17 protein-coding genes are annotated in these 26,813 nt (G+C 49.6%); 13 read left to right on the plus strand and 4 right to left on the minus strand.

What is annotated here, in order from left to right:
• Positions 1–185 precede the first annotated feature (185 nt).
• The 7 genes from QQ91_RS14210 (at position 186) to drmC (ending at position 13,464) form a co-directional block, all read left to right on the plus strand.
• Positions 186–563: an endonuclease domain-containing protein gene (locus QQ91_RS14210; protein WP_166282814.1), complete on the plus strand. Its 378-nt coding sequence runs from the start codon at positions 186–188 to the stop codon at positions 561–563.
• Between the two features lie 280 nt (positions 564–843).
• The gene (locus tag QQ91_RS14215; RefSeq protein WP_166282816.1) at positions 844–2,868 is read left to right on the plus strand and encodes a UvrD-helicase domain-containing protein; all 2,025 of its coding nucleotides are present in this window, start codon (positions 844–846) and stop codon (positions 2,866–2,868) included.
• Positions 2,868–4,385, plus strand: a complete 1,518-nt coding sequence (locus QQ91_RS14220) for a PhnD/SsuA/transferrin family substrate-binding protein (protein WP_166282818.1) — start codon at positions 2,868–2,870, stop codon at positions 4,383–4,385. The genes QQ91_RS14215 and QQ91_RS14220 overlap by 1 nt, the downstream gene beginning before the upstream one ends.
• A 370-nt stretch (positions 4,386–4,755) precedes the next feature.
• Positions 4,756–6,864, plus strand: coding sequence for a UvrD-helicase domain-containing protein (locus QQ91_RS14225; RefSeq protein ID WP_166282820.1), 2,109 nt, complete (start codon positions 4,756–4,758; stop codon positions 6,862–6,864).
• The gene (gene drmA, locus QQ91_RS14230) at positions 6,861–10,829 is read left to right on the plus strand and encodes a DISARM system helicase DrmA (RefSeq protein WP_166282822.1); all 3,969 of its coding nucleotides are present in this window, start codon (positions 6,861–6,863) and stop codon (positions 10,827–10,829) included. Before QQ91_RS14225 ends, drmA begins: the two co-directional genes overlap by 4 nt.
• Positions 10,822–12,675 (plus strand): MrfA Zn-binding domain-containing protein, encoded by a 1,854-nt coding sequence (gene drmB, locus QQ91_RS14235; protein ID WP_166282824.1) that lies wholly within the window; start codon positions 10,822–10,824, stop codon positions 12,673–12,675. The genes drmA and drmB overlap by 8 nt, the downstream gene beginning before the upstream one ends.
• 3 nt (positions 12,676–12,678) lie before the next feature.
• On the plus strand, positions 12,679–13,464 hold the full coding sequence (drmC, locus tag QQ91_RS14240) for a DISARM system phospholipase D-like protein DrmC (protein ID WP_166282826.1): 786 nt from the start codon (positions 12,679–12,681) through the stop codon (positions 13,462–13,464).
• Positions 13,465–13,574: 110 nt separating this feature from the next.
• On the opposite strand, the gene QQ91_RS14245 is transcribed toward drmC, so the two are convergent.
• The 3 genes from QQ91_RS14245 to QQ91_RS14255 all read right to left on the minus strand — a co-directional run bounded on the left by QQ91_RS14245 (position 13,575) and on the right by QQ91_RS14255 (position 17,125).
• Complete coding sequence (locus QQ91_RS14245; RefSeq protein WP_166282828.1) at positions 13,575–14,264, minus strand: DUF4079 domain-containing protein; 690 nt, start codon at positions 14,262–14,264, stop codon at positions 13,575–13,577.
• Between the two features lie 25 nt (positions 14,265–14,289).
• Positions 14,290–16,524 carry a glycosyltransferase family 2 protein gene (locus QQ91_RS14250; RefSeq protein WP_166282830.1) on the minus strand — a complete coding sequence of 745 codons (2,235 nt, stop codon included), beginning with the start codon at positions 16,522–16,524 and terminating at the stop codon, positions 14,290–14,292.
• A 127-nt stretch (positions 16,525–16,651) separates the two neighbouring features.
• Entirely contained in the window at positions 16,652–17,125 is a 474-nt protein-coding gene (locus tag QQ91_RS14255; RefSeq protein WP_166282832.1) for a DM13 domain-containing protein, read from the minus strand.
• Between the two features lie 665 nt (positions 17,126–17,790).
• On the opposite strand from QQ91_RS14255, the gene QQ91_RS14260 reads away from it, so the two are divergent.
• From QQ91_RS14260 to QQ91_RS14285, 6 genes are all read left to right on the plus strand, one after another.
• Positions 17,791–18,996 (plus strand): hypothetical protein, encoded by a 1,206-nt coding sequence (locus tag QQ91_RS14260; RefSeq protein WP_166282834.1) that lies wholly within the window; start codon positions 17,791–17,793, stop codon positions 18,994–18,996.
• A 216-nt stretch (positions 18,997–19,212) separates the two neighbouring features.
• Positions 19,213–21,279 carry a potassium channel family protein gene (locus QQ91_RS14265; RefSeq protein ID WP_236096195.1) on the plus strand — a complete coding sequence of 689 codons (2,067 nt, stop codon included), beginning with the start codon at positions 19,213–19,215 and terminating at the stop codon, positions 21,277–21,279.
• 194 nt (positions 21,280–21,473) lie between these two features.
• Positions 21,474–22,172, plus strand: a complete 699-nt coding sequence (locus QQ91_RS14270; RefSeq protein WP_166282838.1) for a metallophosphoesterase — start codon at positions 21,474–21,476, stop codon at positions 22,170–22,172.
• A 162-nt stretch (positions 22,173–22,334) separates the two neighbouring features.
• Positions 22,335–23,345 carry a CHAD domain-containing protein gene (locus tag QQ91_RS14275; protein ID WP_166282840.1) on the plus strand — a complete coding sequence of 337 codons (1,011 nt, stop codon included), beginning with the start codon at positions 22,335–22,337 and terminating at the stop codon, positions 23,343–23,345.
• A 100-nt stretch (positions 23,346–23,445) separates the two neighbouring features.
• Complete coding sequence (locus QQ91_RS14280; RefSeq protein ID WP_166282841.1) at positions 23,446–24,957, plus strand: pyruvate kinase; 1,512 nt, start codon at positions 23,446–23,448, stop codon at positions 24,955–24,957.
• Positions 24,958–25,188: 231 nt separating this feature from the next.
• The gene (locus QQ91_RS14285) at positions 25,189–25,524 is read left to right on the plus strand and encodes a hypothetical protein (RefSeq protein WP_166282843.1); all 336 of its coding nucleotides are present in this window, start codon (positions 25,189–25,191) and stop codon (positions 25,522–25,524) included.
• Between the two features lie 277 nt (positions 25,525–25,801).
• Here QQ91_RS14285 and QQ91_RS14290 read toward each other — a convergent pair whose 3' ends face one another.
• Positions 25,802–26,182, minus strand: a complete 381-nt coding sequence (locus QQ91_RS14290) for a Crp/Fnr family transcriptional regulator (RefSeq protein WP_166282845.1) — start codon at positions 26,180–26,182, stop codon at positions 25,802–25,804.
• Positions 26,183–26,813: the final 631 nt, after the last annotated feature.

Here is a 26,813-nt window from a genome sequence, read left to right on the forward strand (position 1 = left end):
CGAGTCGGCCCTCATCCCCTACCCCCTTCGCCCAGGTTTGGGCGAAGGGGAACCGGCCAACGTTGTGCATCCTACCGTTCTCCCCTCTCCCAAATTGGGAGAGGGGCCGGGGGAGAGGGCCTCTAGAGTCTTGCGACCCACCCCTACAATGAAATGGAACGCTACTCCACAGCTTGGCCACCCCCATGAGTCGCCACAATTCAAGAATTCGAAACAGCTTACCCAAAACAGAGCAAGCAGCGCGATCGCTGCGCCGTCGATCCACTCCTGCCGAAGCGAGGTTATGGGAAGCCTTACGGAGACGGAAACTAGCGGGCTATAAATTTCGCCGCCAACATCCGGTGGGACGATTTATCCTCGATTTCTATTGTCCTGAGCTGAAACTAGTGATCGAAATTGATGGTGGAATTCATGAGCACCAGAAAGATTACGACGAGGATCGAACGGCACAGCTTGAGGCAAGTGGCGATCGCGTTTTGCGTTTTTCCAATGACGAAGTGCTTCATCATCTCCCTACTGTCCTGGAGAGGATTCTCGGTGAAATTGCAGGGCGATCGCGCTAGTCTCCCCTTATCCTCACAAGGGGATCCTCCATTGCCTTATCTCTGTTGAGAAGCACTCTCAAGATTCTCAACAGATTTTGATCCTTTTTAAATTTTCTGGGGAACTATTACCTTACGTATTTTAATGTAAATCCTATTTTCTATAGATAAAATACTTTTCACAATCTAGGATTACTTCATAAAAATATGAGATTTCTTAGGTTGATTTTATCTATATCTATCGTGTCTTGTGACATCAGCCAGACAGACAGTAACTACAACAGATAGACAGTAATTAAAAATGAAAATCGCAGTTTCTCAGACATTTTTACAGTCTATAGTAAACACGCCCAAAAATGTATTATTGTCTCTCAATCAATTTATCCGCAACGTAGAGGCTGATTCGCAATACCTGAGAAAAGCGGAAAAAGTTGAAGGAGGAAAATGCTTTAAATTAAAAATTTCAAATTCCTACAGATTATTTTATATACATAAATCTGATTTTATGATTCTTCTTGATATCCGCAAGCGAAATGGTAAAACCTATAAAAATCTTGAACCAATCAAAGATGCCCAAAGAATATATTCTGAATCGGATAATTTTCATGAAATTGAGATTGCAGAACTAATCGTTGATGAACCTCAGTCTGAAGAAACTATTATAAAAATTGCAGATCTAATTAAATCTAGAATTCCTAAAAAATATTGGGATAAACTATTAAGAATTACAGATGAAGATGAAATCTTAAATCTCGATTTACCGATTGAATACATCGACTATATTATTGAAAATTTTACATTGAATTCATCCACTTCTATTGAAGAAGTAGAAAATGATACGTTTTATAATCTGTCATCAGAATCTGATTTTAATAAATACATTAACAATGATATATCGCGATCAGAATATATCATCAGAAATCTATACCTGACTGACGAACAGAAAGCAATTCTAGAAAATTCAGAGCCGGGGCCAGTTTTGGTTAAGGGTGGTCCTGGGACCGGAAAATCTATTCTGGCCTTATATAAGGTTAAAAGGTTGCTTGAGTCTGGGGAAAATAAGATTCTCTTCACAACCCATAATGAAGCTCTAGCCGAGCAATCGAAAGACTATCTTGAAACTCTCATAGGCTCAGAATTAGAGAAATTTTCTGTTGAAGTAAAAACAGTAACAGAAGTCGCTGAAGAAATATTTTTTGCAAATAACAGCACGCATAAAATCTGTGATCAAAAGCAAGCAAATCTTATATTAGATAGCTCCATTGAGCTAATGCATGGAGTTCAAGGAATTTCTCAATTCTTCCAAGATATAACCTCCAGTTATATTTTGGAAGAATTTCAGCTTGTGATTGATGGTCGAGGGATTAAGAGTGAACAGGATTACATTGATAATCCTAGATTTGGGCGAGATAAACAACTGAACAAATCTCAGCGAAAGATAATCTGGAAAATATATCTTAAATGGACAGATTTACTAGATAAAAGTGGACTGTTAACCATAGAAAAGCTAAAATGTAAAGTCTTATCTCAAGTAGAAACTAACAAGACCTATTTCTACAATCATATTATCGTTGATGAGGCGCAGGATCTATCTCCGATTGCCCTAAAGCTGCTCTTCAACTTGGCTCCAAAAGAAGGATTCTATCTAACTGCTGACACGGATCAATCTCTGTACCAGCGATCGTTTGGTTGGGATCATATTCAGCACTATATCGGTTATCAAGGTGAGACTAAAGAGTTAAAAAAAGGCTTTAGGAGTGTTTATGAAGTCTGGAGAGCTTATAACAACATTGTTCCAGGCTTTAGATCTGCAAGGTCTGAAAGACAATCAGGAAGCAAACCTGAACTCCTTTTTACAGACGATCCGATTACTCAGGTCGAATACATAAAAGACTTTTTAGATCGATCGGTTCGAGAAAATCCTAAACATCCTCGTTTTGCTGCCGTTATTCTTGTTCCGAATGCTGATTACGGAAACCTTTTATCATCTCAGCTTACCCACCATAAACTTCCTGCCGAATATGTTGATAGTAGAGAAAATTATGGTTTGTCTGACAGGTGGATTAAGGTGATGTCTGTACAAGACTCTAAGGGTCTAGAATTTCCTTTTGTTGTTGTTGCGGGTTTAAAGGAAGGTATCTTTCCCCAAAATATTACCTCTAAAAATACTCATGAGGCGATACAAATTAAAAAACAATATCAACAATTGTTTTATGTAGCTTGCTCAAGGGCAAAGTATCGCCTATTGGTGTGTGCTTCCACAATTCGTCCCTCTAGCCTTCTCAAGGGAATTAATGAAAGTTATTGGAATTGTGTCAGAAAATAATGGCTAGAAATAGTAATGACGTTTATATTGTCAAAGTATTACCTATTCTTGACAAGAACTTTGAACTGCTGAAATTAGGTAAATCATTGGCAGATGAGAGATGTAATTTCAAGCTTGATTTTAGCGGGGTTGATAGTCTTAACGAAACTCAGCAAAGACTTCTCTTCAAAACTTGGTCAAAGCTATCCGATAAAGTGAGAAGGGATATTACTGACTTTGTCTGTTGCGAATCTATCAACGAACAGCTTGGTGAGATATTTGATGCGATCGCTAGAGATCCATCTCGCTTGAACAGTAAATTTGATTTTTGTTATACTTCATTCTGGTTTGTAGAGAAAAAGTATCGCCTGATTCTTACATTGATTTTTGTTGGGATTTTTGCTTCCTTAGGGGTTTCTTTTTGGCAATTTCAAAAGAGCTATAGGGTTGAATCCTCAGAAATTATCTTCGGAACTATCCTTGATCCGGAGAAGCTGACCGATCTTGAAACATATTTAGAAGAGACTTTGGTTCCGAATAACTTTGTGGACTACTTATGGAATAAATTACGGAATAAAAAAATTAATGTGGTTGTTGAAGGGAGAAAAGACATTAGTTATAAAGTTGCGGAGTATAAGATTAAAAATAAGCAATGGGATATCTTTTTTGCGTCATCTCCAATCTTGTCTATCAAGTCTAAGGACAATCAATACTCATGGGGATTTAAGATGTTTCCAGAAAATAGAAACGACACATATACCTCTGGCTTTTTTGTGAGATCTAATAGCAATATTGAAGGCATAGATCAGATCAATTCTTCAACCAAAATAGCACTCGGAGAAATATTGCAATCTGCTTCTAGTTTTGTTGTTCCAGTCTATGAGTTATTTGGCAAAACTATAAAAGTTTCGACCGGTCATCGCGGCCACGAGATTGTCGAAATGGTAAAGGCTGGAAATGCTGAAGTAGGTGCTGCGGCAATTACAGACAATCGGATAGAAAAGGATAGTCAGTTAAGACTAATTTTTCAGAGCAGAGCTATCCCTGGCTCTGGAGTGTACTTCTCTCCTAAGCTATCCAACAATGACAGTGCGAATCTAAAAAAAGCAATGGAAGCGGCTCCAAAGTCAGTCCAACGCAAGGCCAACTATGGATCTGGGCAAGAGCCTGACTACAAAGAATTCAAAACCATCATGCAAACAGTCGATGAAATTCTGGTTTGTGCTGATTTCTCCAAAGAAGATGTAAACCTATTTTGTCCGAAAGGATTTAAACCCAGAATTCTAGTCGGAAAGGTTCACGGCTGGAAAGCTGAGCAAAATAACTATGTTTTGTATCTCAAGGAAGAGAATAATGGCAGTACCTTGAACCATGTTGTGATGGACAAGGCAGTATTTCGATCCATTTTCGAAGTTGATAATCCCCACGAACTGCATGGGAAAAGGCTAAAAACCATGACTCCTGAGTCAAAAAATGCTACCCGTGAAGTCTCTATCTTCTTTGTGAAGAGTGCCGCACAAATTGAAATGCTTGATTAGCCCGATCTAAAGTTGGCATCAGCGGGTTATAGAAGGCGATCGCTCACCACAATCCTATCTACGTCCCTCCATGACAGCTGTCCAAAAATCTGCCTGAGATCCACAGGCTCAGCCTGGCAGCCTGAGTCAAGGTGCACCTTCCATTCAAAGGCGCTAACCCAGATCCATCACTGCGGATCCAACACTGGTCAACTTGAGATTGCGTAATCCTGGAATCCCTCTGTCGCAAGCGCGCCTCAACTTTGGCCTGTTGTAACAATTCTGCCTCCGATAAATTGTCAAAGTATGAATAATTCATTAAAATTTTACGAAAAATAAGCAGAACCTTTATCCCTACGCTAGCATTTGAAAGGTCCTTCGTTTTGTCTGAATGTCCTTCGAGCTAATCCAAAAACCAACCTTTTTGAATCAGTTGCTGGCCATTCCCCCAGAATACATGCAGCAAATTCTGGGTAAAATCCAACTTTTGGCCGATGACCCCAGCCCACGAGGCAACCTCAAGAAAAAACTCCACGGCTACAAAGGCAAAATCTATCGCCTCCGATCCGGAGACTTTCGCATCATCTATACCTATGGCGACGGATGGGTTGCGCTCCTCGGTGTTGATGCCCGCAAAGACATCTACGATAAGAAAAATCAACTCATCGCCGAACCCACCAGCCTGGACCTCAGCCAACTCCCCAATCTTGAGGAACTTCTGAGCCCTGCTCCCACTCCTCAGATTTTGTCCCCACCCACCCAGAAAAAAACCGAAAATCTGTTACCCACGCAAATTGATGAAAGCCTGCTCAAACAATTGAGGATTCCTGCCGATTATCATCCTGACCTGCTGCGCTGTAGAACCCTCAACGATCTGACCACCATTGATGTCCCCGAAATCGTCCGTGAACGGGTTTTTGACTGCATCACTGCTCCCGACTTTGATCAAGTCCTCCGTCAACCCAGTTTGATCACCCAAGACCCCCACGACCTCTTGCGCTACAAAGAGGGTGACCTGCTTGGCTTTTTGCTCAAACTCAACCCTGAACAAGAAAAATACGTCACCTGGGCCTCCAATGCTCAAGGCCCAACCCTGCTCAAAGGTGGCCCTGGCACCGGCAAGAGTACTGTGGCCATCTATCGCACCCGAGAACTGATCCAAAAATTGCGAGACGACGGCATCGAACAGCCCCAACTTCTCTTCACCACCTACACCAACGCCCTCGTCACCTTTTCGCAGCAACTCCTTACCCAACTTCTCGGAAAGGACACCCGCCGCGTCAGCGTTCAAACCGCAGACTCCCTCATGCGAAGCTTCGTGGCTCGCTATCAAAGGATTCCCGCCATTGCTAAAGCCCCCCAGATTGCTAAACTGATGGCCACTGCTCGTCAGCAAACGATTCAGTCCCTGGAAGGCAGCCTCCTGCAAAGAAAAGCTCAGCAAATCATTCTCGAACGTCTTCACCCCAACTATCTGCGGGACGAAATTGAATGCATCATTGAAGGCCGAACCCTAACGACCCTGGAGGAATATTTAGAAACCCCACGCAATGGGCGTCGGGTGCGACTTAACCAAACCCAACGTCGAGCGATTTGGCAGCTCCGAGAACAGTTTAATCAACAGCTCAAACAATCCAACCTCATCACCTGGGCACAACTTAGAAACCAAGCTCTAGATCTCCTTCAGGAAATTCCAGATCCCCCCCAATTCGACGGCGTCATCATCGACGAAGCCCAGGATTTGCCCCCCAACACTATTCGTTTTCTCCTTCAAACTTGTCAGCATCCCAACTGTCTATTTTTGACTGCCGATGCCAACCAGTCCATCTATGGCAGTGGCTTTCGCTGGAGTGACATTCATTCTGACCTTCAGTTTGTCGGCCGCACTGGTATTCTGCGCACCAATCATCGCACCACCCGTGAAATCGACGAAGCGGCTCACCAGTATCTTCAATCAGGTCAACTCGACCCCGATTCCCTGACCGAACGGCAATATATCCATGCTGGCCCAAATCCTGCAGTCAGGGCCGTGACCAACGCCGTCGCCCAAATCAATTTACTGAGCCAGTTTTGTCAAACCGCTGCTCGCGAATTTCGCCTTGGCCTGGGGGCCTGTGCCATCCTTACCCCCAGCGAAACCGTCGGTAAACAAATGGCTAAATCTCTCGATGAATTCGGTCTTCCTGCCACCTTTATGTCGAGTAAACAACTCGATATCACCCGTCGAGGCATTAAAGTCATCACTCTAAAATCTGCCAAAGGGCTAGAATTTCCGATTGTAGCGATCGCAGGCTTTCTGACCAAACCCTTTCCTCCCATGCCCAAGGGAATGACCGAAGAAGCTCAAGATGAATACTTAATGCAAGAGCGGCGATCGCTGTTTGTGGGAATGACCCGAGCCATGCGAGCCTTGCTCGTGATCGTGCCAGCCAAAAAGCCCGGTCCCTTGCTCCAAGACTTTGATCCTACCCTGTGGAATCTGGGAGGTCTTCCACAATGAACATCATCAAACTTCCCTCTAAATTTCCTGGCGAGTTGAATCTAAGCGTGATTAACCAGCAACTCAAAAACCATGAGGCTCAGCTCGACTGGAGCGACGTAATCGAGGTTGAAAATGCAGCCCTAGTGAGTTTATTGGACGGCTTGGATTTATCAGATCATATCGATGCCCTTGGTATTGAAACGGGAATGCCAGCGGCCATCCAAGCTGATATCGCCTACTTTTTAGAACACGAAGTTATTCCAACTCCCTCACTCCCTAAACAAAAGGTCAACCCCAAGCCAGCAAACATTCCCGTCATTTGGGAACCAAGCCGTTTGTTTGAAACTGAGTGGGTGGCCAATGCCTCTGCCCACCCCGATCAAGCTCTTTTCTTAGAACAGCAAGCTGTTATTCCCAATCAGATATCCACAAAGGATAGAAAGACGCCGAACTCCCAGCCATTTGCTGAGTCCAATCTTGAACCTGAGACGCCCCTCCCCATCTTGAGAAATCTCTCAGGCTATGGCATCCGTCAAGAGTTCGAAAAACGAGTCATCAAGGATCTGTTAGGGCCAGCGGAGGGCGAATATGAAGAGATTAATGAAACCCGAGTCAATAGCCGTTATCTCGTGGGGATGCTAGCTCCCCAGCGTCGAGCTACTGACTCCGTCGACTTAGATGAAATTCCAGAACTCCAGGATGATTTAGGCGATCATGATCCAACCCTGACGGAAGATGGAAAGGGCGAAGCGGCTTCAGCACTAGCCCCTAGCATTTTTCCCTCATCCATGGGACTAACTTTTTGCGTAGATGGGGCGGTTGATCAGATTCAGATTATTGCCAGTTGGGGTCAGTATGAGCGAAACAAGAGCGAAGCCTATCAAACCCAAGTGGGCAACCCCAAGACGGTCTGGAAACGCTATCCAATTCAAAGTCAGTCCCCGCCGATTCCCCTAAAACTTGGCTCCATACGCGAATGGCAGGTCGATCGTGATTTTGCCGTTTTCGTGCGCGGATATATTCGTAAAGAAGATTACGATTGGCTCATTTCCATCTTTCTGGTTAATGCTCAAACGGAACCTGAAAAGAATAGTGAAAAGGATAGGGCCTGGTTATTTCAGCCTAAACTCGTGATTCAATCAGCCAACCCGGAACAACCCGATATTTTCTGTAAACGAACTCATATCCGAGAGAATCAACATCGTGATGTTGTCTATCATGCTGACGGAAAAGAACTCAATATGCTCTATCGGCGGCAGGTGGAATTTGCTGTGGGCCATGGCGTCGGGGTACATTGCATCCCTGCCCCCCTTAATCCCACCCGTGCCACCCAACTAGAAACCACCTTTATTCCGACTCAAGAAGTTCCTAAATCTACCCCTCCCACTGCGGATGAAATTCCTGAACTCAAGGGTCTTGTTTTGAAAATGAATGCCCTGGCCAACGCCTCCATGGATGAACTGGTCGATAAGCTCATCGCTCTGCCTAATGCATACGAGCATTGGATTCAAGAACAGTACAACCGAATTGACGATCCCCATGAAGGGTTATCACCCTTTCACGACACTGCCAAACGGGCTTTAGCCAATTGCCAAACTGTGCTCACACGAATTAACGAAGGCCTAAAAATTTTAGACTCTGACCCCCAATCGGCACGGGCCTTCATTTTTATGAATCGGGTCATGCACCTGCAACGGGTTCGCTCCGTCTATGCCAGAAACAAGCGTCAAGGAAAAGACATCATCCTTGATGAAATTAGCTCCCCAACCTGGTATCCTTTTCAGCTGGCCTTTATTCTGCTCAATATTGCCAGCATCACCGACCTCAAGCATCCTGATCGCAGCGATCCAACGAAGGCTATTGCCGATCTCCTCTGGTTCCCCACCGGAGGCGGTAAAACCGAAGCCTATTTGGGCTTGGCTGCCTATACAATAGGGCTGCGCCGTCTTCAGGGCACCATCGCCGGACGATCAGGAGAGGCCGGTGTTGCGGTGTTGATGCGATATACTTTACGTCTGTTGACCCTGCAACAGTTTCAACGAGCGACCGCTTTGATCTGTGCTTGCGAAGTCGTTCGACGCGAAGATGAAACAAGCTGGGGACAAGAGCCCTTTCGCATTGGTCTGTGGGTCGGAATGGCTACAACACCCAATACCACTCAAGAAAGCCATGAACGAGTGAATGAGCTCCGCAATGGAATGCCCGTCGGGCAAGGTTCTCCCCATCAACTCACGAGTTGTCCCTGGTGTGGTACATCAATTGATAAAGGTCGGCATATCAATGTCAACACCTTTAAAAAAGGCAATAGTCGAACCATTATTCATTGCGGCGATCGCCTTGGACATTGTCCCTTCAGCCGCAAACAATCTCCGCAAGAAGGCCTTCCCATTATTGTGGTAGATGAAGAGATCTATCGACGCTTACCGACCTTACTCATTGCTACCGTCGATAAATTTGCCCAAATGCCCTGGAAAGGGGAAACGCAAATGATCTTTGGGCAGGTAAATGGATATTGCGATCGCCACGGTTACCGTTCTCCGTGCATTGAAGATTCTGACAGTCATCCTGCCCTCAAGGATTTTCCAAAAGCCATCACCAAATCTGTGAATCCACTGCGTCCTCCAGATCTGATTATCCAAGACGAATTACATTTAATCAGTGGCCCCCTTGGCACCTTAGTCGGTCTTTATGAAACCGCAATCGACCGATTAGCCTCCTGGGATGTCGATGGCATTTTAGTCCGTCCCAAGGTCATTGCCTCCACTGCAACCATTCGTCAAGCGGGCGATCAAGTTCATAGTTTATTTCTGCGCAAAGTCAACATCTTTCCGCCACAAGGGCTAGACATCTCCGATAACTTTTTTTCAAGACAACGAGATCCCAGTGAAGCAAACCCTGGAAGGCGTTATCTTGGAATTTGTGCCACGGGAAGACGCTTAAAAGCAGCGACCATTCGAGTTTATGCAGCCCTCTTATCTGCATCTCAGGATCTCTACAATAATATTGGAGATAAGGTAGATCCATGGATGACCCTTGTGGGCTACTTCAATTCCATGAGAGAACTGGGTGGAACCCGTCGATTAGTGGATGATGATATTCAACAGCGCCTCAATAAAATGGAACGTCGCGGATTAGCGAAGCGATATCTGACAAATGTAGAAGAGCTGACCTCTCGCAAGTCTTCCACGGATATCCCCGATGTTTTAGATAACATGGAAACTCCATTTCAAACCCATAAAAAGGAAAAAGACAAACCTCAGAGAAAACCACTGGATGTCCTCCTGGCTACCAATATGATTTCTGTTGGCGTTGACGTTCCCCGCCTCGCTGTTATGGCCGTCACCGGTCAACCGAAAACAACCGCAGAATATATTCAATCGACATCACGGGTAGGGCGACAACATCCAGGCATTGTATTTACCATTTTTAATTGGGCCAGACCTCGTGATTTATCCCATTACGAACGTTTTGAATATTACCATGCAACCTTTTATCAGCACGTAGAAAACCTGTCCCTCACCCCCTTCTCCTCTGGGGCAATGGATCGGGGACTTGCGGCTTTACTCGTCTCTTTGGTTCGTTTGTCTAAGGATGAATTTAATAAGAACGAATCGGCTGGAAGAATTGAGCGCAACGATCCTGATGTTCAAAGTGCCATTGAATATATTGTTGATCGCGCTTGGCATATTAGCGGCGATCCCAATATTCGAGATGTCGTCAGACGGGAGTTAGACTATCGGCTTGACTACTGGCTTGACCAGGCTCAGGATACTGTCGGCGGAAAGTTACTAGGCTACAAAACCCAAAAAGACGGTAGCACGATTGGTTTATTAGAACAGCCTATTCACAACGGCTTTCAACCCTTTACCTGTCTGAATTCACTGCGTAATGTTGAACCGACTATCGGTTTGATTTTAAATCCCAACGTCCCTGACGATGACCTAACTCGTCTACCTCAACCTATGCCAACCCATAATGACTAATACTGTAACTAAAGTAGGAGACCTTCGCTCCAGCCAAATCATGTTTTCCTTTGGCGTGGGTGCAATGGTTGATCTCCCTCATCTTTCCGTGATGATTATGGGAACTGATGAATGGGACACGACCCAATGCAGTCCACTTTCAGAAGAACGTCTTTTGGCCGCAGTTCAGAAAAAGCTAGGTCAGCAAGTTCAAAGGCTATTGCTTCCACCTACGCCACCGGAATCAGAGAGGATATCTTGGGGATTCAACAAAGCCCAGACTGTGGGCATCCCGGTTTCTCCATTTCCTAGCTGGGGACTCTGCCCGAGATGTCGTCGGTTAGCACCCTTTAGCAGCAAAATTTTTCAGCTTAAAACTGATCCCTACCGAGCCGATAAAACTCGATATATTCATGTCAATTGTCAGGGCCGCACACCTCCTACTGTCGTTCCTGCAAGATTTCTAGTGGCGTGTCGTCAAGGACATCTCGATGACTTCCCATGGAAATATTTTGTTCATCAAGGTTCAACAACTTGTGAAAGTGATTTACGGCTGAAAGAGCAAGGTATTTCTGGTTCTGCGGCTGATGTCATTGTTACTTGTATGACATGTGGGAGGTCACGAGCCCTGTCAGATGCCTTTGGGACTCTAGCGGAGCAGAACATGCCTCAGTGCCGGGGTAGACATCCTCACCTGCGAACCTTTGAGGAGAACGGCTGTCGAGAGCAAATGAAATCTATCTTGCTGGGAGCCTCAAATAGCTGGTTTCCTGTGACCCTTTCGGTTTTATCAATTCCTACGGAAGATACATCGCTCGGGAGATTAATTGAAGCTCATTGGGATATGCTGGAAGCGACTGAATCTGAGCAAAATATTGAACTTCTAAAGAAAATTGGACAGCTTAAGGCGTTTTCAAAAATCTCGGCCACAGTAATTTGGAGAGCCATCCAAAATTTTCGCAATGCAGTTCCAGAAGAGGATCCAGGTGAGATCAATTTAAAGATTCCAGAGTGGCTGGTGCTCTCCGAAGCCAATCCAGCAAGAAACTCGTCGCTACTAGATCTAAGGCCCATTGATGCGCCGAGCGGATATGACCAGTATTTTGAGAAAACAGTCTTAGTTGAACGATTGAGAGAGGTGCGATCGCTCATCGGCTTCACTCGCATTGAATCACCCGGTGATCTGAGTGATATGCAATACAACGATGATTTGCCTCTTGCCGACTTAAGTCAAGATAAACCCCGGTGGGTTCCGACAACTGACATTCGCGGGGAAGGAATTTTTCTACAGTTTCGAGAAAATACGCTGACCGATTGGGAGTCATGTCCTGTTGTTGAGGACTTTGAAAAAGAGTTTCACCAAGCCCATACCCAATGGAGAATGGCTCGAAAAATCGAGTCCCCAGCCGATAATTTTCCTAGGATTCGATATATATTGCTCCATTCCTTTGCCCACGCGTTGATGCGCCAGCTTGCCATTGAGTGCGGTTATGCTGCTGCTAGCCTGAGGGAACGTATCTATTCGAGTACGTCAGATGATGATATTGCTATGGGAGGGGTATTGATTTACACGGCTTCGCCAGATAGTGAAGGGACATTGGGAGGTCTTGTCAGCTTGGGGCAGCCAGATATTTTAGGCCGCCATATCGATCAAGCTCTTGAACATGTTGGCCTGTGTGCCTCTGATCCTTTATGTGCTGAGCATTCAGGCTCACAAGATCTGACGCTGCACTGGGCCTCTTGTCACTCCTGCTTGTTTAGCCCCGAAACCTCCTGTGAACGTGGCAATAAATATCTAGATCGAGGTGTCCTTATCCCTACGGTTAAATCCGATCGTCAAAGTCTTTCTTTCTTCAAGTTGGATTAGTCGATGACTGAACTTCCTACTCCGCTGCTGGATCAGATTTTTGTGGCCGCCACCTTGCTACCAAAGTCGACGATTGAGATGGTTGTTGAACACTTTAGTCATCAGGATAATCCAGCAGAGGTTCTTTTCAAACTTCCGAATCCACTATGGCGACGAACGATCTCAGAGGTATTAGAAGTTTGGAACTATGAATCGCCTCATCTATCCCAACAAACCATTTCCTGTGTTTTAGAAACTGCTCACTACACAATCCAGAAAAGTGCCGAAAAGCTAGCAGTTGAGATTGTTTGGACTGGCCCCAATATTTCTAAAATTCCGGTTCGGCAAACAGAACAGGTCTTGCTACAAATGATTAAGAATGCCAAGATGCAACTGATCATTTGTAGCTTTGCCATCTATAAGGTTTCGGAGTTGTCCAACGCACTGCTTGCAGCTGTCCATCGGGGTGTGGCTGTGACCATTATCGCAGAGACTTCCGAACACAAGGAAAATGTGCCATTTGGAGTAGAGCAGGGCTTGGGTTCACAGCTTACTGCTGCTGCTAAGGTTTATGAATGGCCAAGAGATATCCGACCTGCTGACCATCAAGGGCGCTCGGGTTCCCTGCATATGAAGGTGGCGATCGCAGATGCTCAGCACCTTTTCATCACCAGTGCTAACCTTACGGAATATGCCATGTCCCTCAATATGGAAATGGGATTGCTGATCCACAGTCACGATTTGGCAAAAAGAGTGCAAAAACACCTTGATGAGTTAATTCTGCAAAATATATTGCAAAGAATTAACTGAATGCTGGCTATTGCATATTCCTGCTCAAGACTAATCCTACTCAGTATTGTTTAAATTCAGTATCATTGAAGGAACGTGAAACAAAAGCGGGAGCAATTGTGGCTCTGGATTTACGGACAGGTTTGGGTCTCAAAGTTACAGCGATAGATCAACGATTCCTGCCAGCTCAGCGGAATTTCCAACAGATCGCGGGTGCCCGTGATCCCCTGGATGACAAACAACACCAGCGCCATGCAATTGAGGATAATATGGACGCGCCGCCAGGAAAGGGATCGATAGATCTCCGGTAAAGTCGCTAGGGAAAGGACCATCAGCGTCGCTGCGGCCATGCCGTAGTAATAGTGAGAAATCTGCCATTCAGCCGTGCGACGAAAGACCCCATCCTGGCCCCCTAGGATCCACAGCCCCGTAATGGTCAGCGCTGCAAAGGCAATCCGCCAGGATTGGGAACGTGCCCGATACAGAAACCCGAAGGCTGCAAGGGTCACCCCGAACATCGCTGCGATAAAAATTACCTGAAACGGATCGCTGGCTGCCACCTTTTCCCGGACCAGAAACTTCACCACCGGCTGGCCAATGCCAAGCAAGGCCACCCCCACCACGGATCCAGCCAGCCAGCGGCCCAAGCGAACATGCTCAGTGCCGACCTTAGGCGGAAGCTTGGGTTTCTCCCGAGCCTGGGTTTTGAGGCGACGCTGGCGCGTTTGCCAGGCAAAGTAGGTGACCATTCCGATCAAGGGGAATACCCCCACCACCGCCAGGATCGGATGCAATAGTCTCAACCAATCAGCTGTCTCCATAACGTCTCCTTAGCGTGCAATGACCTTAAAGCTGTCTGACCAAAACCGGCCTGATTTTAGCCTGGCGATCAACGATGATCCGAGGCCGCAGCAACGTTTGAAAAATTAACCAGAGAGACTGTAGCTCGTTTGGGGCACAGCGGCTTTTCCACTGACCGGGGCGACAGAAGAGCAACTCAATCAGCTGTCGGTCTTGGTCTAAACTGAGCCCAGTAAAACTCACCTCTAGAATTGGAAAGTCTTCCCCGGTCTGGAATCCATGGAACTGACCCGGCAGCGTGATCGCTTCGTCTAAGAGAGTCAGCCTGAGATCCGCCGAGGTGATGCTTGTCAGATCCAGGTTCCCCAGATTTGTCAGCGCAATGTTAGCGCCCTCTTCAGAGATTGTTTGAGTTACTCCCCAGACTGTCCCCATCCCCTCAATCTCCACCCGCGCAATCCGCTGTAGGTTAAACCATGGATAGGGGCTAGGATGGGGGGCATCCAATAAAATCAGCAGGGCAATGCCTAGCATTAGCAGGTTATAACTGCTCCAGATCCAACCCAGGCCTATGCCTTTGAGATGGGTGAGGGGGTCAGCCATGGTGACCAAGCATTGGGCCAGGTTAATCCATAAACTCAGGGCAGTCAGCACAAAGACCAAGATCAAGGGCCAGGCCAATTGCCATTGAAACTGGTAGCGATCGCTGGCGGTTCCCTTGGGCGTCACCTGAAAGCCCTGGCTGAAGGGGCGCAGCATAACCTGGAAGAGCGTGATCGCCAGAGGAAAGGCCAGCACCAGAGCATACACGTCGGAGAGCAGGGCCGACCGGGATCGATAGTTGAGCCAGGAAAAGACGCTGAACTGCACCAGGTAAAAGGGCAAAAAGAAATACAGTAGTTCTGCCGTCGTCGCCTGGAGGGGAATCACCGGCAAAAAAGAATAGGCCAAGGGCATGATCAAAAACCCGACGCGAGCAATGCTGCTGAACCAGTGCAGCAGCCCCTCAAAGTAAGCCAGCCGCTGAATCGGGGTCAGCCCCGGTATGCTTAGGGGATTAGAGGGAATAAAGAAGGCCTGCAGAGTCCCCCGCTCCCAGCGCAACCGTTGAACCGCATGGGCAGCGATGTTGTCAGCGGCGAGACCTGCACTCAGCTTTTCGTTGAGATAGACCAAACGATAGCCCTGAGCCGCGAGCTGAATGCCCGTAAAAAAGTCTTCGCTCAGCGACTCAGTCACAAAGCCGCCGACCTGATCTAGGGCCGCACGACGGACCACAAAGGATGTCCCCGCACAGACCACAGCCCCAACTCCATCTCGGACGCGCTGTACCTGGCGGTAAAAGACCTCTTCCTCAGGGGTGAGCCTCTGTTCCAGACCTAAATTGCGGGCAATGGGGTCAGGGTTGTAGAAGCTCTGGGGAGTTTGCACCAGCCCCACCTGCGGATCTTGAAAGAACCCAACCGTGCGAGTGAGAAAGTTCTGGGTGGGAACAAAATCGGCATCAAAAATGACCACCAGCTCGCCCTGGATTTGGGGCAGGGCATGGTTGAGGTTCCCAGCCTTGGCATGGTGATTGTGAGGGCGGGTGAGGTATTTGCAGCCCAGGGTGGCAGCCAGGGCCTTCACCTCAGAACGACGGGTATCGTCCAACAGGTAAATCGTTTTGGGGGCATAGGTCATGGCCTGACACCCTATCACCGTGCGTTTCAGAATGAACAACGGTTCCTCGTAGGTCGGAATCAGCACATCCACCGTCGGTTGATAGTTGCCCTGCACCACCGCCTCGGAAACCTGATCAGCGACTCGACGGCGATCTTTGATCTGCAGCATGAGCAAGAGTTGGATCATGCCGCTGGTGAGGATCAACAGCTCTAGCCCCAATAACCCCAGGCTAAAAACCCCATTCAGGGGGGAGCTTAAATTCAGGGTAGAAACCGATCGCCAGAGTAAATAGCGCAGGGTCAAGACGGCTAAAATACTGACCACAACGCGCCTGGGCCAGGGGGCTGGGGTTGGCCAAATTCGGGTAATGGCCAGCACCAGTAGCATCAGGATTACAGTCCAGCAGAGTAAATATTCTCCCAGGATCATGGGCGCGATTGCCCAGGCGGGGGGCTGCTGTTGCAGCGCATAGAGTTGCTCAAAAATGGCAGTGATCGTACCGTGCCCCGCAAACCAGGCGGTCATGACCAGACCCGCGCCACCGACCAAGCTGAGCATGATTAAGGTTGCAAGCTGGGGCCGTAGGCGCTGCTGCTGAGGGAAGATAGAAGTCATAGAGAGATGTGGTTCAGAGGACAACAGATGGCCGTTAACATGGGATCACCAGGGCAATCCTTGCGGGGAGGGGATGGATGGGCTCAGGCAAAAATTGCAAAGGGTTGAACTGGACTTGACTGAATCCTTAGCTCAAACTGGCGTAGCCAAAGGTGACGTTGAACTCAGCACACCAGATTGCGATCGCCCCATAGTCATCCAGGTTGATCGAGGCGGGAAGGGCGTAGCGTTGAGCCCCTTCAAAGCTTTGGAGTTCATCAACGACCCGGTAATCGGCTATATCAATATTCACAGGCACCTTCTCATCCTTGTAGAGCACGACCTTGACCTCGGGGCCACGAGCCGTATCAAAGGCCTTGTCAAACTCAAGATAGAGCTGGCCCTGCTCCTCAACAATACGGGCAGTGCCCGTGGTGGCATGGTCTTGATCAACGGTGACAAAATCACCGGCAGCTAGCACCCTGGGCTGTTCCCTCGGCTGCTGAGCTGTCGGGACTGGGGAGGGTGTTGCGAAGGGGGCAGGCGTTTGCGCATGGACCCCAGAAACCCAAGTAAATGCCAGTAAAACAGCGGATGCGCCTGTAAAAATTCGAGTTTTCATCTTAAATTATCCCTCAAGAGTCATTGCTGTGCCTTGCACCAGACGGTGCTTCCGTCGTTACTATCGAGGCCTTGCCTGAGAGGAGGCTGATAATTGTCTAAGGAAAGGGGAATAAATTTTGGATGGTTGCTCTACCGGGGGAAGCACTCCACGGAGGGGGGCCTCCCCCATTCGGGAGCGTGATGGCCTTTGGCCGGTTGCAGATTATCGCAGGGCTGGGGCTGGATCCGGTTCCTGCTTTCCGCACAGCACAAGCAGGCGACCGATCTGGCGATCGTGGGAGTGGCCAGTGCGGCAGATCCCACGGCATCGATCCAGGAAATCCTTCAGGCCAGAACCTTGAGAGGTTGTGGTTTGCTGGGTCCCGAGATCCCTGATTGCGAGGACTCACGGGCCTGGGGTTCCAGGGAGAGCGTAATTCAGAAGCTTGTGGGACCGTCAGGGGTGATGCTGATCAATTCCCAAAAAACTTGTTAATTTTTAGGCCCTGCAACTCAGTCAGTCCTATAGTATTTTTGATTTGAGTGGAGCGACGGCGAGATTTTAAGCCGGCGTGATCCTTAGAAAACACCTTCTGAAATCATAGAGATGGCGGTACAATCAAGCTTGGCCTGGGGCTTGCTAGAGATCTAATTCGACCTTACTTTTAGGATGTTAATTCCAGCATGACTTACACGTTGGCAAACAAAGCGGTCCATCATGACCTCTCCTTCTTCCTGAGTCAGAAGTCTACTCCGGTTGGAGACCCACCAGACTGCCACCAGAACCCCGATAGCCAAACTCAGGGGGGCCAGAGCCAGCCCAGACTGGTCTCGCTGGATCTCCTCAATGCCTTAGCGTCTCACTTCCGACACCATTCAGAGTTGAAGGAAGAAGACGCCCTGTTGATTCAGCTTAATCATCGTCCAGTGTTCTTTCGCCAGGGCAGTCAGCCTGAATCGTTTAAAGATCTGCAGCGCTTTGAACATCAAATGGTCCAAGCTTTTATGAAGGCAGAAACGATTCAAGGCAGTATCCACCTGTGGGTGAACGAATCCGATCAGCCGGCCTATCATCTCGATGCAAGAGATGTTCTTTGCAATGCGATCAACTATCAAGCCCCTGAGGCGGTGGACAACGCCTGGACCACCGCCTTGCGCCCTTCAGATAATTCTCCACGACATGAACCGTCGCTTGCGCAGGAGTTAAGGGAAGCTCAAGCAGAACTGGCGACCACGAAGGCTTGCCTTGCTGACGTGATGCAACGGTTGGAACTCTTAGAGGCTCACGCGTCTCAGCAGACCCCAATTCCGGTTGGGGGCGAGCCCCATCGGGCCGAGCAGTTATCCCAAACGCGGCCGGGAGAGTCGATCCCACCGGCGCCGGGCGATCGCCCCTCCAATCCTGTGAGACGCGAGGGATTGAATATTGGGCCGGTTCAACTCCGGAATTTTGCGAAACACAGCGTCACCCGACTCAAGCAGGCGGTGAAGCGGAAAATTGATCAGTCTAAACAAGCCCTGGTCAATCAAGTGAATTCCATTCAACGGGCGATCGCTGCCAAGATTCATCAAGGGCAGCAATCGATTGCCTCGGTCTGGATGAGTGTGGTGATAGAACCCAGTCTCGCCACCATTGCCAATAGCTTTGGGACTGACCTGCAAGAGGGGGGGAAGGTTCTACAAACAAAGCGATATCAAATTACGCAAAAAGAGAATGAAACCCACATTGTTCGCCAGGCAAGCGCTATCGCCAGGCCTGCGGCTGAATCTAACCTGCAGGGCAACGAAGCGCAAGGGTTGCCTGACTTGACGGTGATCGGTCACCGATGGACCCAGCATTCACTCTCCGCTGCGACTGAAATGGTCTCCAACCTTTTGCAAAACGATTGATACAAATGGATGGAGTCGGTTGGAGACGGCCTTTGTCTAATTGTCTAATATCGGAGAAAAAAGATCGCTAAGGCTGAAAGCCTGACGGGATAAGATCTTCAGTGTTTAATAGGTTGGTTTGGCGGCAACGGGCCTGCTGTTCGAACGAAGCACGGGCCTAGGGATGCAGACCTGAAGTCCTGTCTGATGCAATGAAATGGGATATCACCTGTGAAAATGCATGAATCCCGCGATCACTTCATCATCTGTGGACTGGGTCGCCTTGGACAACAGACCCTGGTGAACCTGAGTCAGTTCGGCCAACCCACCCTTCCCATCTCCGTGGTGGCGATCGATCGCGTCAAGCCCGTGGATTTTGAATTTTCGGGGATTGAGTCCCTGCTGGCCCAACCGGTATTGGTGGGAGACTGTCGACGCATCGATCTATTGCGAGCCGCTGGGATTGAGGATTGTCGGGCTTTATTGATCATGACTCGGGATGAAAGCGTCAATATCGAAACCGCGATGCTGGCGCGGCGCTTCTATCCTGCGGTGCATCTTGTGATTCGATCTTCGCGGCAAAACCTGAATGAATTGCTGCAGAATCAACTGGGTCATTTCGTTGCCTTGAATGCCGCCGAACTTCCGGCAGAAACCTTTGCACTGGCTGGAATGGATAATGAGCTGGTCAGTGTTTTTACCATCGACTCCTATCAATTTCGGGTGATTGAACGAAGGATTTCCCCCGAGGATTCACGCTATGCTCATATGCCTCTGTATCGAACTCAGCGGCGTGATAGCCGAATTTTGACGCTGCAACCCCAGGTGCGCTGCGATCTTTCCCCCCGCGATCGCCATTCCTCCGCCTCTACGCTATTTCATGGTTGGTCAGCGGATGCCTATCTCCGTCCCCAGGATCAAATTTCCTATATTGAAGCCGACTCCTTGGAGTCTCCAGATCAGGTTTTGACCCGTTCTCGCCGTCAGAGATGGTATCCAGGGCTAAGGCGTTTAATGGCTTCGGCGGCGGTCGAGGGACTCCAGCGCTTCTGGCGCTTTTGGCAAAATGACGCACAAGCGTCCCTACGGCGGATTACCGGTATTGCTGGAATCAGCGCCCTGATCCTGTGTCTGAGTAGTACAGTGATCCTTAAGCTGACTGTGTCTGACCTGACTTGGTTTCGGGCCTTTTCGCTGGCAATGATCCTCATTTTTGGCGGCTATGGCGATGTCTTTGGCGGATTAGATCCGCTGCCCATTCCTAGTGGGGTCTATGGGATTTTTTTACTGATTGCGCTGGCGAGTTTAGTGTTGGTGCTGAGCGTCTTTGGCTTTCTCATTGATGAGCTGATCCGCTCTCGATTTGATTTTTTGCAGCGGCGGCCTCGCTTACCCCGGTCGGGCCATATTATTGTTGTCGGCACCGGTCGCTTGGGCTACCGCATTCTGCAGATTCTGCACCAGCTGAACCAGTCTCTCGTTTGTATTACCCATGACCGCCTGCAATATCCTAACTTAAAGACACAGGTGCCCCTCTTGGAGGGAGAGATGACCCAGGCGCTTAAGGCGGCTAATCTTGGCCAGGCCAAAAGTATCATTGCGGTCACCGACGATCCAATTCTGAATTTAGAACTGGCCTTGATGGCCCAGGAGGCTTCCCAAACGGGCCGGTTGACAGCCGTGGTGCGATCGCACGATCAATATTTTACGGACAGTGTCCCGCTGCTGCTTGCACGGGGTAAAGCCTTTTCCCTGCATCAGCTTTCCGCCGAAGCCTTTGCGGGTGCGGCCTTTGGTGAAAAGATTATCAGTCTGTTTCAGCTCCAGGCGCAAACTATTCTGGTCACAGAATATTGTGTTGAGGCGGAGGATACTTTGGTGGGGAAGCTGTTGGCCGAAATCAGCTATGGCTACGGCGTAGTCCCGATTTTGCTGAAAACTGAAAACTGGCAGAAGATCCCGGAGACCCATCTCTTTCCCAGCGATGATTATCCGCTCAGATCTGGCGATCGCCTGTACGTGCTGGCTTCCATTGAGGGGCTGCGCCGGATTGAACGAGCCGAACCGTTTCCCCCCAAGCAGTGGCAGTTAGAGGTTCAGGCACCTTTGAGTCGCGAAGGACGGTTAGAAGTGGGCAATATTCTGGCCCAGATGACCGGTTTGGATCTGTCCCGCTGTCGCGCCTTTGCCGACGCCTTGCCCACCACCCTCCAGCTTGATCTGTATGACCTCCAAGCCCAGCGGGTGAGGGAAGCCCTGCAGCGCTGGGCTCCGACGGTATTGCGTTTGCAGTCTCAACCTTGAGCCTGAATAGCTGTAATCCCCTTCGTATCGGCCATGTCAAATGCCCTATTGATATAGAGGGACTGACTCATGCCTCAGATTTGGGGTTGAGACTCCCACAGGGCTAGGGTTAATGGAAGTTTAAGGTTTTCAGATTCTAATCTGCTGAGCGAATGAATCTGCTTCAATGGAATTAAAGGCTACGATTTGTAGGTATGAGTCTGTTTGCCATTGGTGATATTCATGGCTGCGCCACAGCCCTTGATGTGCTGCTAAATGCCATTGCGTTACAGCCCGGCGATCGCCTGATCACCCTGGGGGATTACTGTAATAAGGGCCAGGAAACCAAGGCGGTTTTCGATCGTCTCATTCAACTCGATCGCCGGGGTCTGTTGATTCCGATTCGGGGTAATCATGAGCTTCGGTTCTTGCAGGCAATGGCGCTGCAGCAGATTCAGATCGCTGATCAGACGCTTCTCGATGCGGCCACGCTCTGGTCCTATGGGCAGGGAAATCAGTTTGGTGAACTGGCGGATATTCCCGACGCGCATCTGCGATTTGTCCGGGATTACTGTTGGGATTGGTATGAGACCGAATATCATATTTTTGTTCATGCCACCGTCCGTCCGCACAAGCCGATGGCGCAACAGCCGCCGGAAGCCCTGTTTTGGAACAAGTTAACCGATCCTCAGCCGCACCAATCCGGAAAAACGGTGATTTGCGGCCATACCCCCCAAAAGACCGGTCGGCCCCTGAATCTGGGCCATGTCATTTGTTTAGATACCGCCGCCGCCGATGGCCAGTGGTTGACCTGCTTGCAGGTGGACAGTGGCCGTATCTGGCAGGCGAATCAACAGGGCGATCTGCAGACCTCCTGGATTTATAGCCATCCAAAACAGCTAGTCAAAGCCTAAGCCCCAGGCCGCACTTGCGTTGAATGGTCTGCGACTGCAGATCACTCTCAAGGTTTCTGATCCGCTGATACAACGACATTAGAACGTGGAGGGCTGTGCAATTGCACTGCAATTGCACGCATATCGTCTTCAAGGTCTGGTTTTTACCGCAGTTGGTCCATCATGCTTGAATCTTCCCCCTCGATAGATCGCCAATCGTCGGCTGCTTTGGCTTCAGTGTCCGATCTGGACCTTGAACATCCAGTGGGCCAGTTTGCAAAACAAATCATTCAGCTGCAGTTTCAGCGAATTCTTCAGCATGAAACCGGGGTGCTTGAGGATCGAGATCCAGAACAGCTTCATCAAATGCGGGTCGCGTTTCGGCGACTGCGCACCGCCCTGGAAATCTTTCAAGGGGTAGTGCGCTTTCCCAAGGGGGCCAGCATCGCCAACATTCGAACCCTGTCCAAATCCCTGGGAACGCTGCGGGATTTGGATGTACAGCTAGAGGCCCTGCAAACGGACTATGTTAACGCCATGGCCCAGCCCCATTCCCAGACCCTGCAGCACCTGCAGCGGCAACTGGAAAAAAAACGCCGTAAAGCCTTTAAGCGGGTGAAAAAACTGCTGAAGTCTCAACTTTACCGGAAGTTTTGCCAAGGCTGTGCGATTTGGCTGGAAGATCCAGTTTACACCTCCCTCGGGCAGGTGCCGCTGGCCCAGATTTTGCCGGAATTGCTGTTGCCCCTGGTGGCCCAGTTTGTTATTCATCCTGCCTGGCAGCTCGCGAAGGCGGAGATTAATCCAGAGACCAGTCCGAGGGTGCATGACCTGCGCAAGCGCTGTAAGCACGTGCGCTACCAGTCGGAATTCTTTGTTGATTGCTATGGCAAAGCCTTCAAGAAATGGATCAAGACCCTCAAAACCCTTCAAGATCACCTGGGGCAACTCCAGGATAGCTATGTTTTTCTGGCCATGGTTCAGGACAGGGGCACCCCGGCTTCGGATCCCACGGCCATGGAAGATCTGGCCGCTGAGCAGCGGTTGAGGGCCTTGTCTGATTGGGAAGATCAGCGGCAAAACTATCTGGATCGCTCGTTTCGGCGGCAGCTCTACGAGATGATCCTGGCCCCGAAGGGCACCCGTCCCGATCTCGCTTCTGGGGAGGAAAACATCCCAGCCCCGGCCCCCTAAGGTCAGGGTTAGGGCGCTAGCCGGTGCGATCGCTATCCTTGGCCGGTATGTCCGTCCGTTGATGATGGCTAGCACGGAGGAAATTATGGAGAGGCCCCCGATGAATTCGCAATCTGCTCGTCCATGGTGTCCTTTAAAACTCTTGGACGCTTCTGAACTGTTACAAAGGCTGATCCAGCTGCGCCGGACGGTGGTGCGAGAGGGAGACAAGCTCTATCAAGCCTGGAAACCGAATCTGAAACGCAGATCCTTTCAGGATCCGGCCCGCAACCTGGCCCACTATCTGGTGCTCCGACACCACGACCTGCGGGACCTGCAAACCGCTCTGATGCCCTGGGGGCTGTCCTCGTTGGGACGCCTGGAATCCCGAGTGCTGCCCAATTTGGATGCGGTTATTGCCACGCTGGGTCTGATCTGCCGCGAGCCCCCTGATCACCTCCCCTCGCGACCGTCGCTGGTGGATTTTTTTGCAGGCGCGCAACATCTACAGCAGGCCAGTGATGAGCTGTTTGGGCCACCCCGCATCGATCGCCGCGTTCGCATCCTGGTGACGCTTCCCACCGCAGCGGCCACGGATGCAGCCCTGGTGGAGGCGCTGTTGGCTGGGGGCGCGGATTGCGTGCGGATCAACTGTGCCCACGATCGCCCCGATCAGTGGGCTGCAATGATTGCCAAGGTGCGTCAGGCGGCGATCGCTCGCTCCCAGTCCTGCAAAATTCTGATGGATTTGGGCGGACCGAAGCCTCGCCTGTTGCGGGTGATTCCACCCAACCAGCGCGATCGCCTCTGCGCTGGCGATTTTCTGCTGTTGACGGCGCATTTACCCCTGGGGGAACATGCCACCTGGTTTCAGGCCCAATGCTCCATCCCTGAAATTTTGGATCAGATTCAGCCTGGGGATCGGGTCTGGATCGATGATGGGAAGATTGGGGCGGTCGTTGAACTGCACCACCCGGAAGGGGTTTTATTGCGGATAGTTCGGAGCAAGCCCCAGGGGCGGCGGCTGAAGGTGGATAAGGGATTAAACTTCCCAGATTCTGAGCTGGCGATCGCAGCGCTTACCCCCAAAGACCTGCAGGATCTGGATTTTGTAGCCCGTCATGCTGACCTGGTGGGCTATTCCTTTGTGCAAAGCGCAGCAGATATGGCTTGGCTGCAGCAGGAATTGGCATTGCGCCGTGCCAGCACTGCGCCCCTGTTGCCGATTATTGCCAAAATCGAAACCCCCAAGGCGGTGCGCAACCTGCCGGAGATGATCGTACAGGCTGCGGGACAGCATCCCCTAGGGATTATGATTGCGCGCGGCGATCTGGCCATTGAGATGGGCTATCAGCGCCTGGCAGAAATGCAGGAGGAAATTCTGTGGATCTGTGAAGCGGCCCAGGTTCCGGTGATTTGGGCGACGCAAGTGCTGGAAAATCTGGCAAAGACTGGAATTCCCTCGCGGGCTGAGATGTCCGATGTGGTTTTGGCAGAACGCGCCGAGTGCGTGATGCTCAATAAAGGTCCCTTTATGGTGGAGGCGGTCAAAATTCTCGAGGACGTCCTGCATCGGATGCAGGCCCACCAATCGAAGAAGACGCCCCAGCTTCGGGCTTTAAAAACCTGGTAACCGATGCAAAACCTCGATGTTGTGAAAGGGTCAGGTCGTGCCTAGGATGGGCGCCAAATCAAAGCGGCGATCGCTTTTAAAGCCCTGTATGGGAAAATGGAGGAACCAGAAATAGATCTTAAAAAAAATAAATGTGGATACTTTGAAACTTCCTTCAGAGTATATTGTTTACAGAACCGGGACTCTCAGCTTAGCGCTTTCAATCGGCTGCCCCCTACAACTTTTATCCCCATGAACCATGCAACGTCCGAAGCGGAAGACTTGATGCTCTTCAAGATCCGCGATCTCGGATTCAATCCCAAGCGCAATTCTGACGGTGAATGGATCATCTTGCCTCTGAACCCTCAGGAAACCTGGAGCCTTCAGTTAACCGACGCAAGTCAGACCCCCTTGTCCCCCTCTGGACAAGGGCGAGGCCATCATTCCCTCAGGGAAGACCGTTGGATGCTTTCCGTGAACGGCACCCCGCAAATTGCGTTTTTGCCCCAGGAACTCTTGTGGTTCTTAAGAAATCGTGTTTCCAGGCGGCAGCATTATGCCAAGACCGCTTGTTCAAGCCCTAGCTGAAGGCGGCTCAGTGGCTTGGGCACGGGTGGCTATCAAGCGAGATAACCGGATCCGGCGCGGTTGGGAGCCAGGGGGAGTGTCCTGGGAGTCGGAGCGGGGACTCGATCAGGGCTCCCACTGACTGAGGGATGATGAAAGGCGCAGATCCTTGCAGCCAGGCTACCCGTGGATCTTGCTGCGGCTTTGGAGGTTGCTGCTCAGTCCCCAATAACCTGCCAATTCAAGGGGGCAACCTAACCCGAGGGGGTCAGATCCCGACTTCGGGACAGCGGTGATCTCAATCGGCCTCTGCCAGCTTTTCCTTCAGTAACCGCAGCCGATCTGAAAAACTACGCATAACCTCGATGGCAAACATGGGCGTGTTCTGACACACGAACAAGAACCGGCTGTGATTGAGGGGAATGAGTTCGCAGTTCGTGTGGGCGATCGCCCGAGAGGCCCGAGTATGGCTCGGTTGCACCAGGGCTCCTTCCCCAAACACATCTCCCTCGGAGATAATCTCAACCAGGCAATCGTTCACCCAGAGTCCTACCGCTCCTGACATTAGGGCATACATTTCATCCCCCGTTTCGCCTTCGCGAAAGATTACATCCCCTTGGTTAAATTTCAGTGGTTCTGCATTGGTGTGATAGAGATTAACCGTTGTAAATGCACTCATACCCGTCCTCCATATTTCAGTTTCAGCTTAAATCTGTCCTCGGTTCCAGGCCACACCCCATGACCGAACTCAACGGGCGTCAATACCACACCCGAGTTGTTTCTCATCTTAGCCATATCCATGCCGAATATTCGAATGATTATGCTGATTAACGAAGATTAAACCACTCTCAATCTGCTCATAACCAAACCTTTAAGTTTCCTTTACTTCTTCCTAGAGTGTTCAACTGGGACTAAGGTCAGGCCGAGTTTGCTGGGTCGCTGCACGGGGATATTTAACCTTGACTTAAATCCTTCTTAGTGGTTCGTTTGGCTTTTTTCTATAGGATTTATTCTGGTTTGGCTTCCAGCGTGGTCAATACATTCTTTGCTTCAGTTGGTTTCCATGCTTGACGCCAAAGCGTTCAGTGTTCCACGAAACCAAACGTTATCCCCTATTCCCCTCCCTGGGGGAGTGATACTTCCTAAAAAGCGATAGGGACTGTCCACGCCATTGGTGACCACGTTGAGACGATCAAACTCAAAACCTATCAACGAGGATTCTCAAAGTGGCTAAGAGAGTGTTTGTAAACAAGCATTAAGCTACTCGTCCTTGCCATCTCTTCCGGTTTTTCTCTAACCGCCTTAACATC

It is taken from the genome of Lyngbya confervoides BDU141951 (assembly GCF_000817775.3).
Taxonomy (GTDB): domain Bacteria; phylum Cyanobacteriota; class Cyanobacteriia; order Thermosynechococcales; family Thermosynechococcaceae; genus Lyngbya; species Lyngbya confervoides.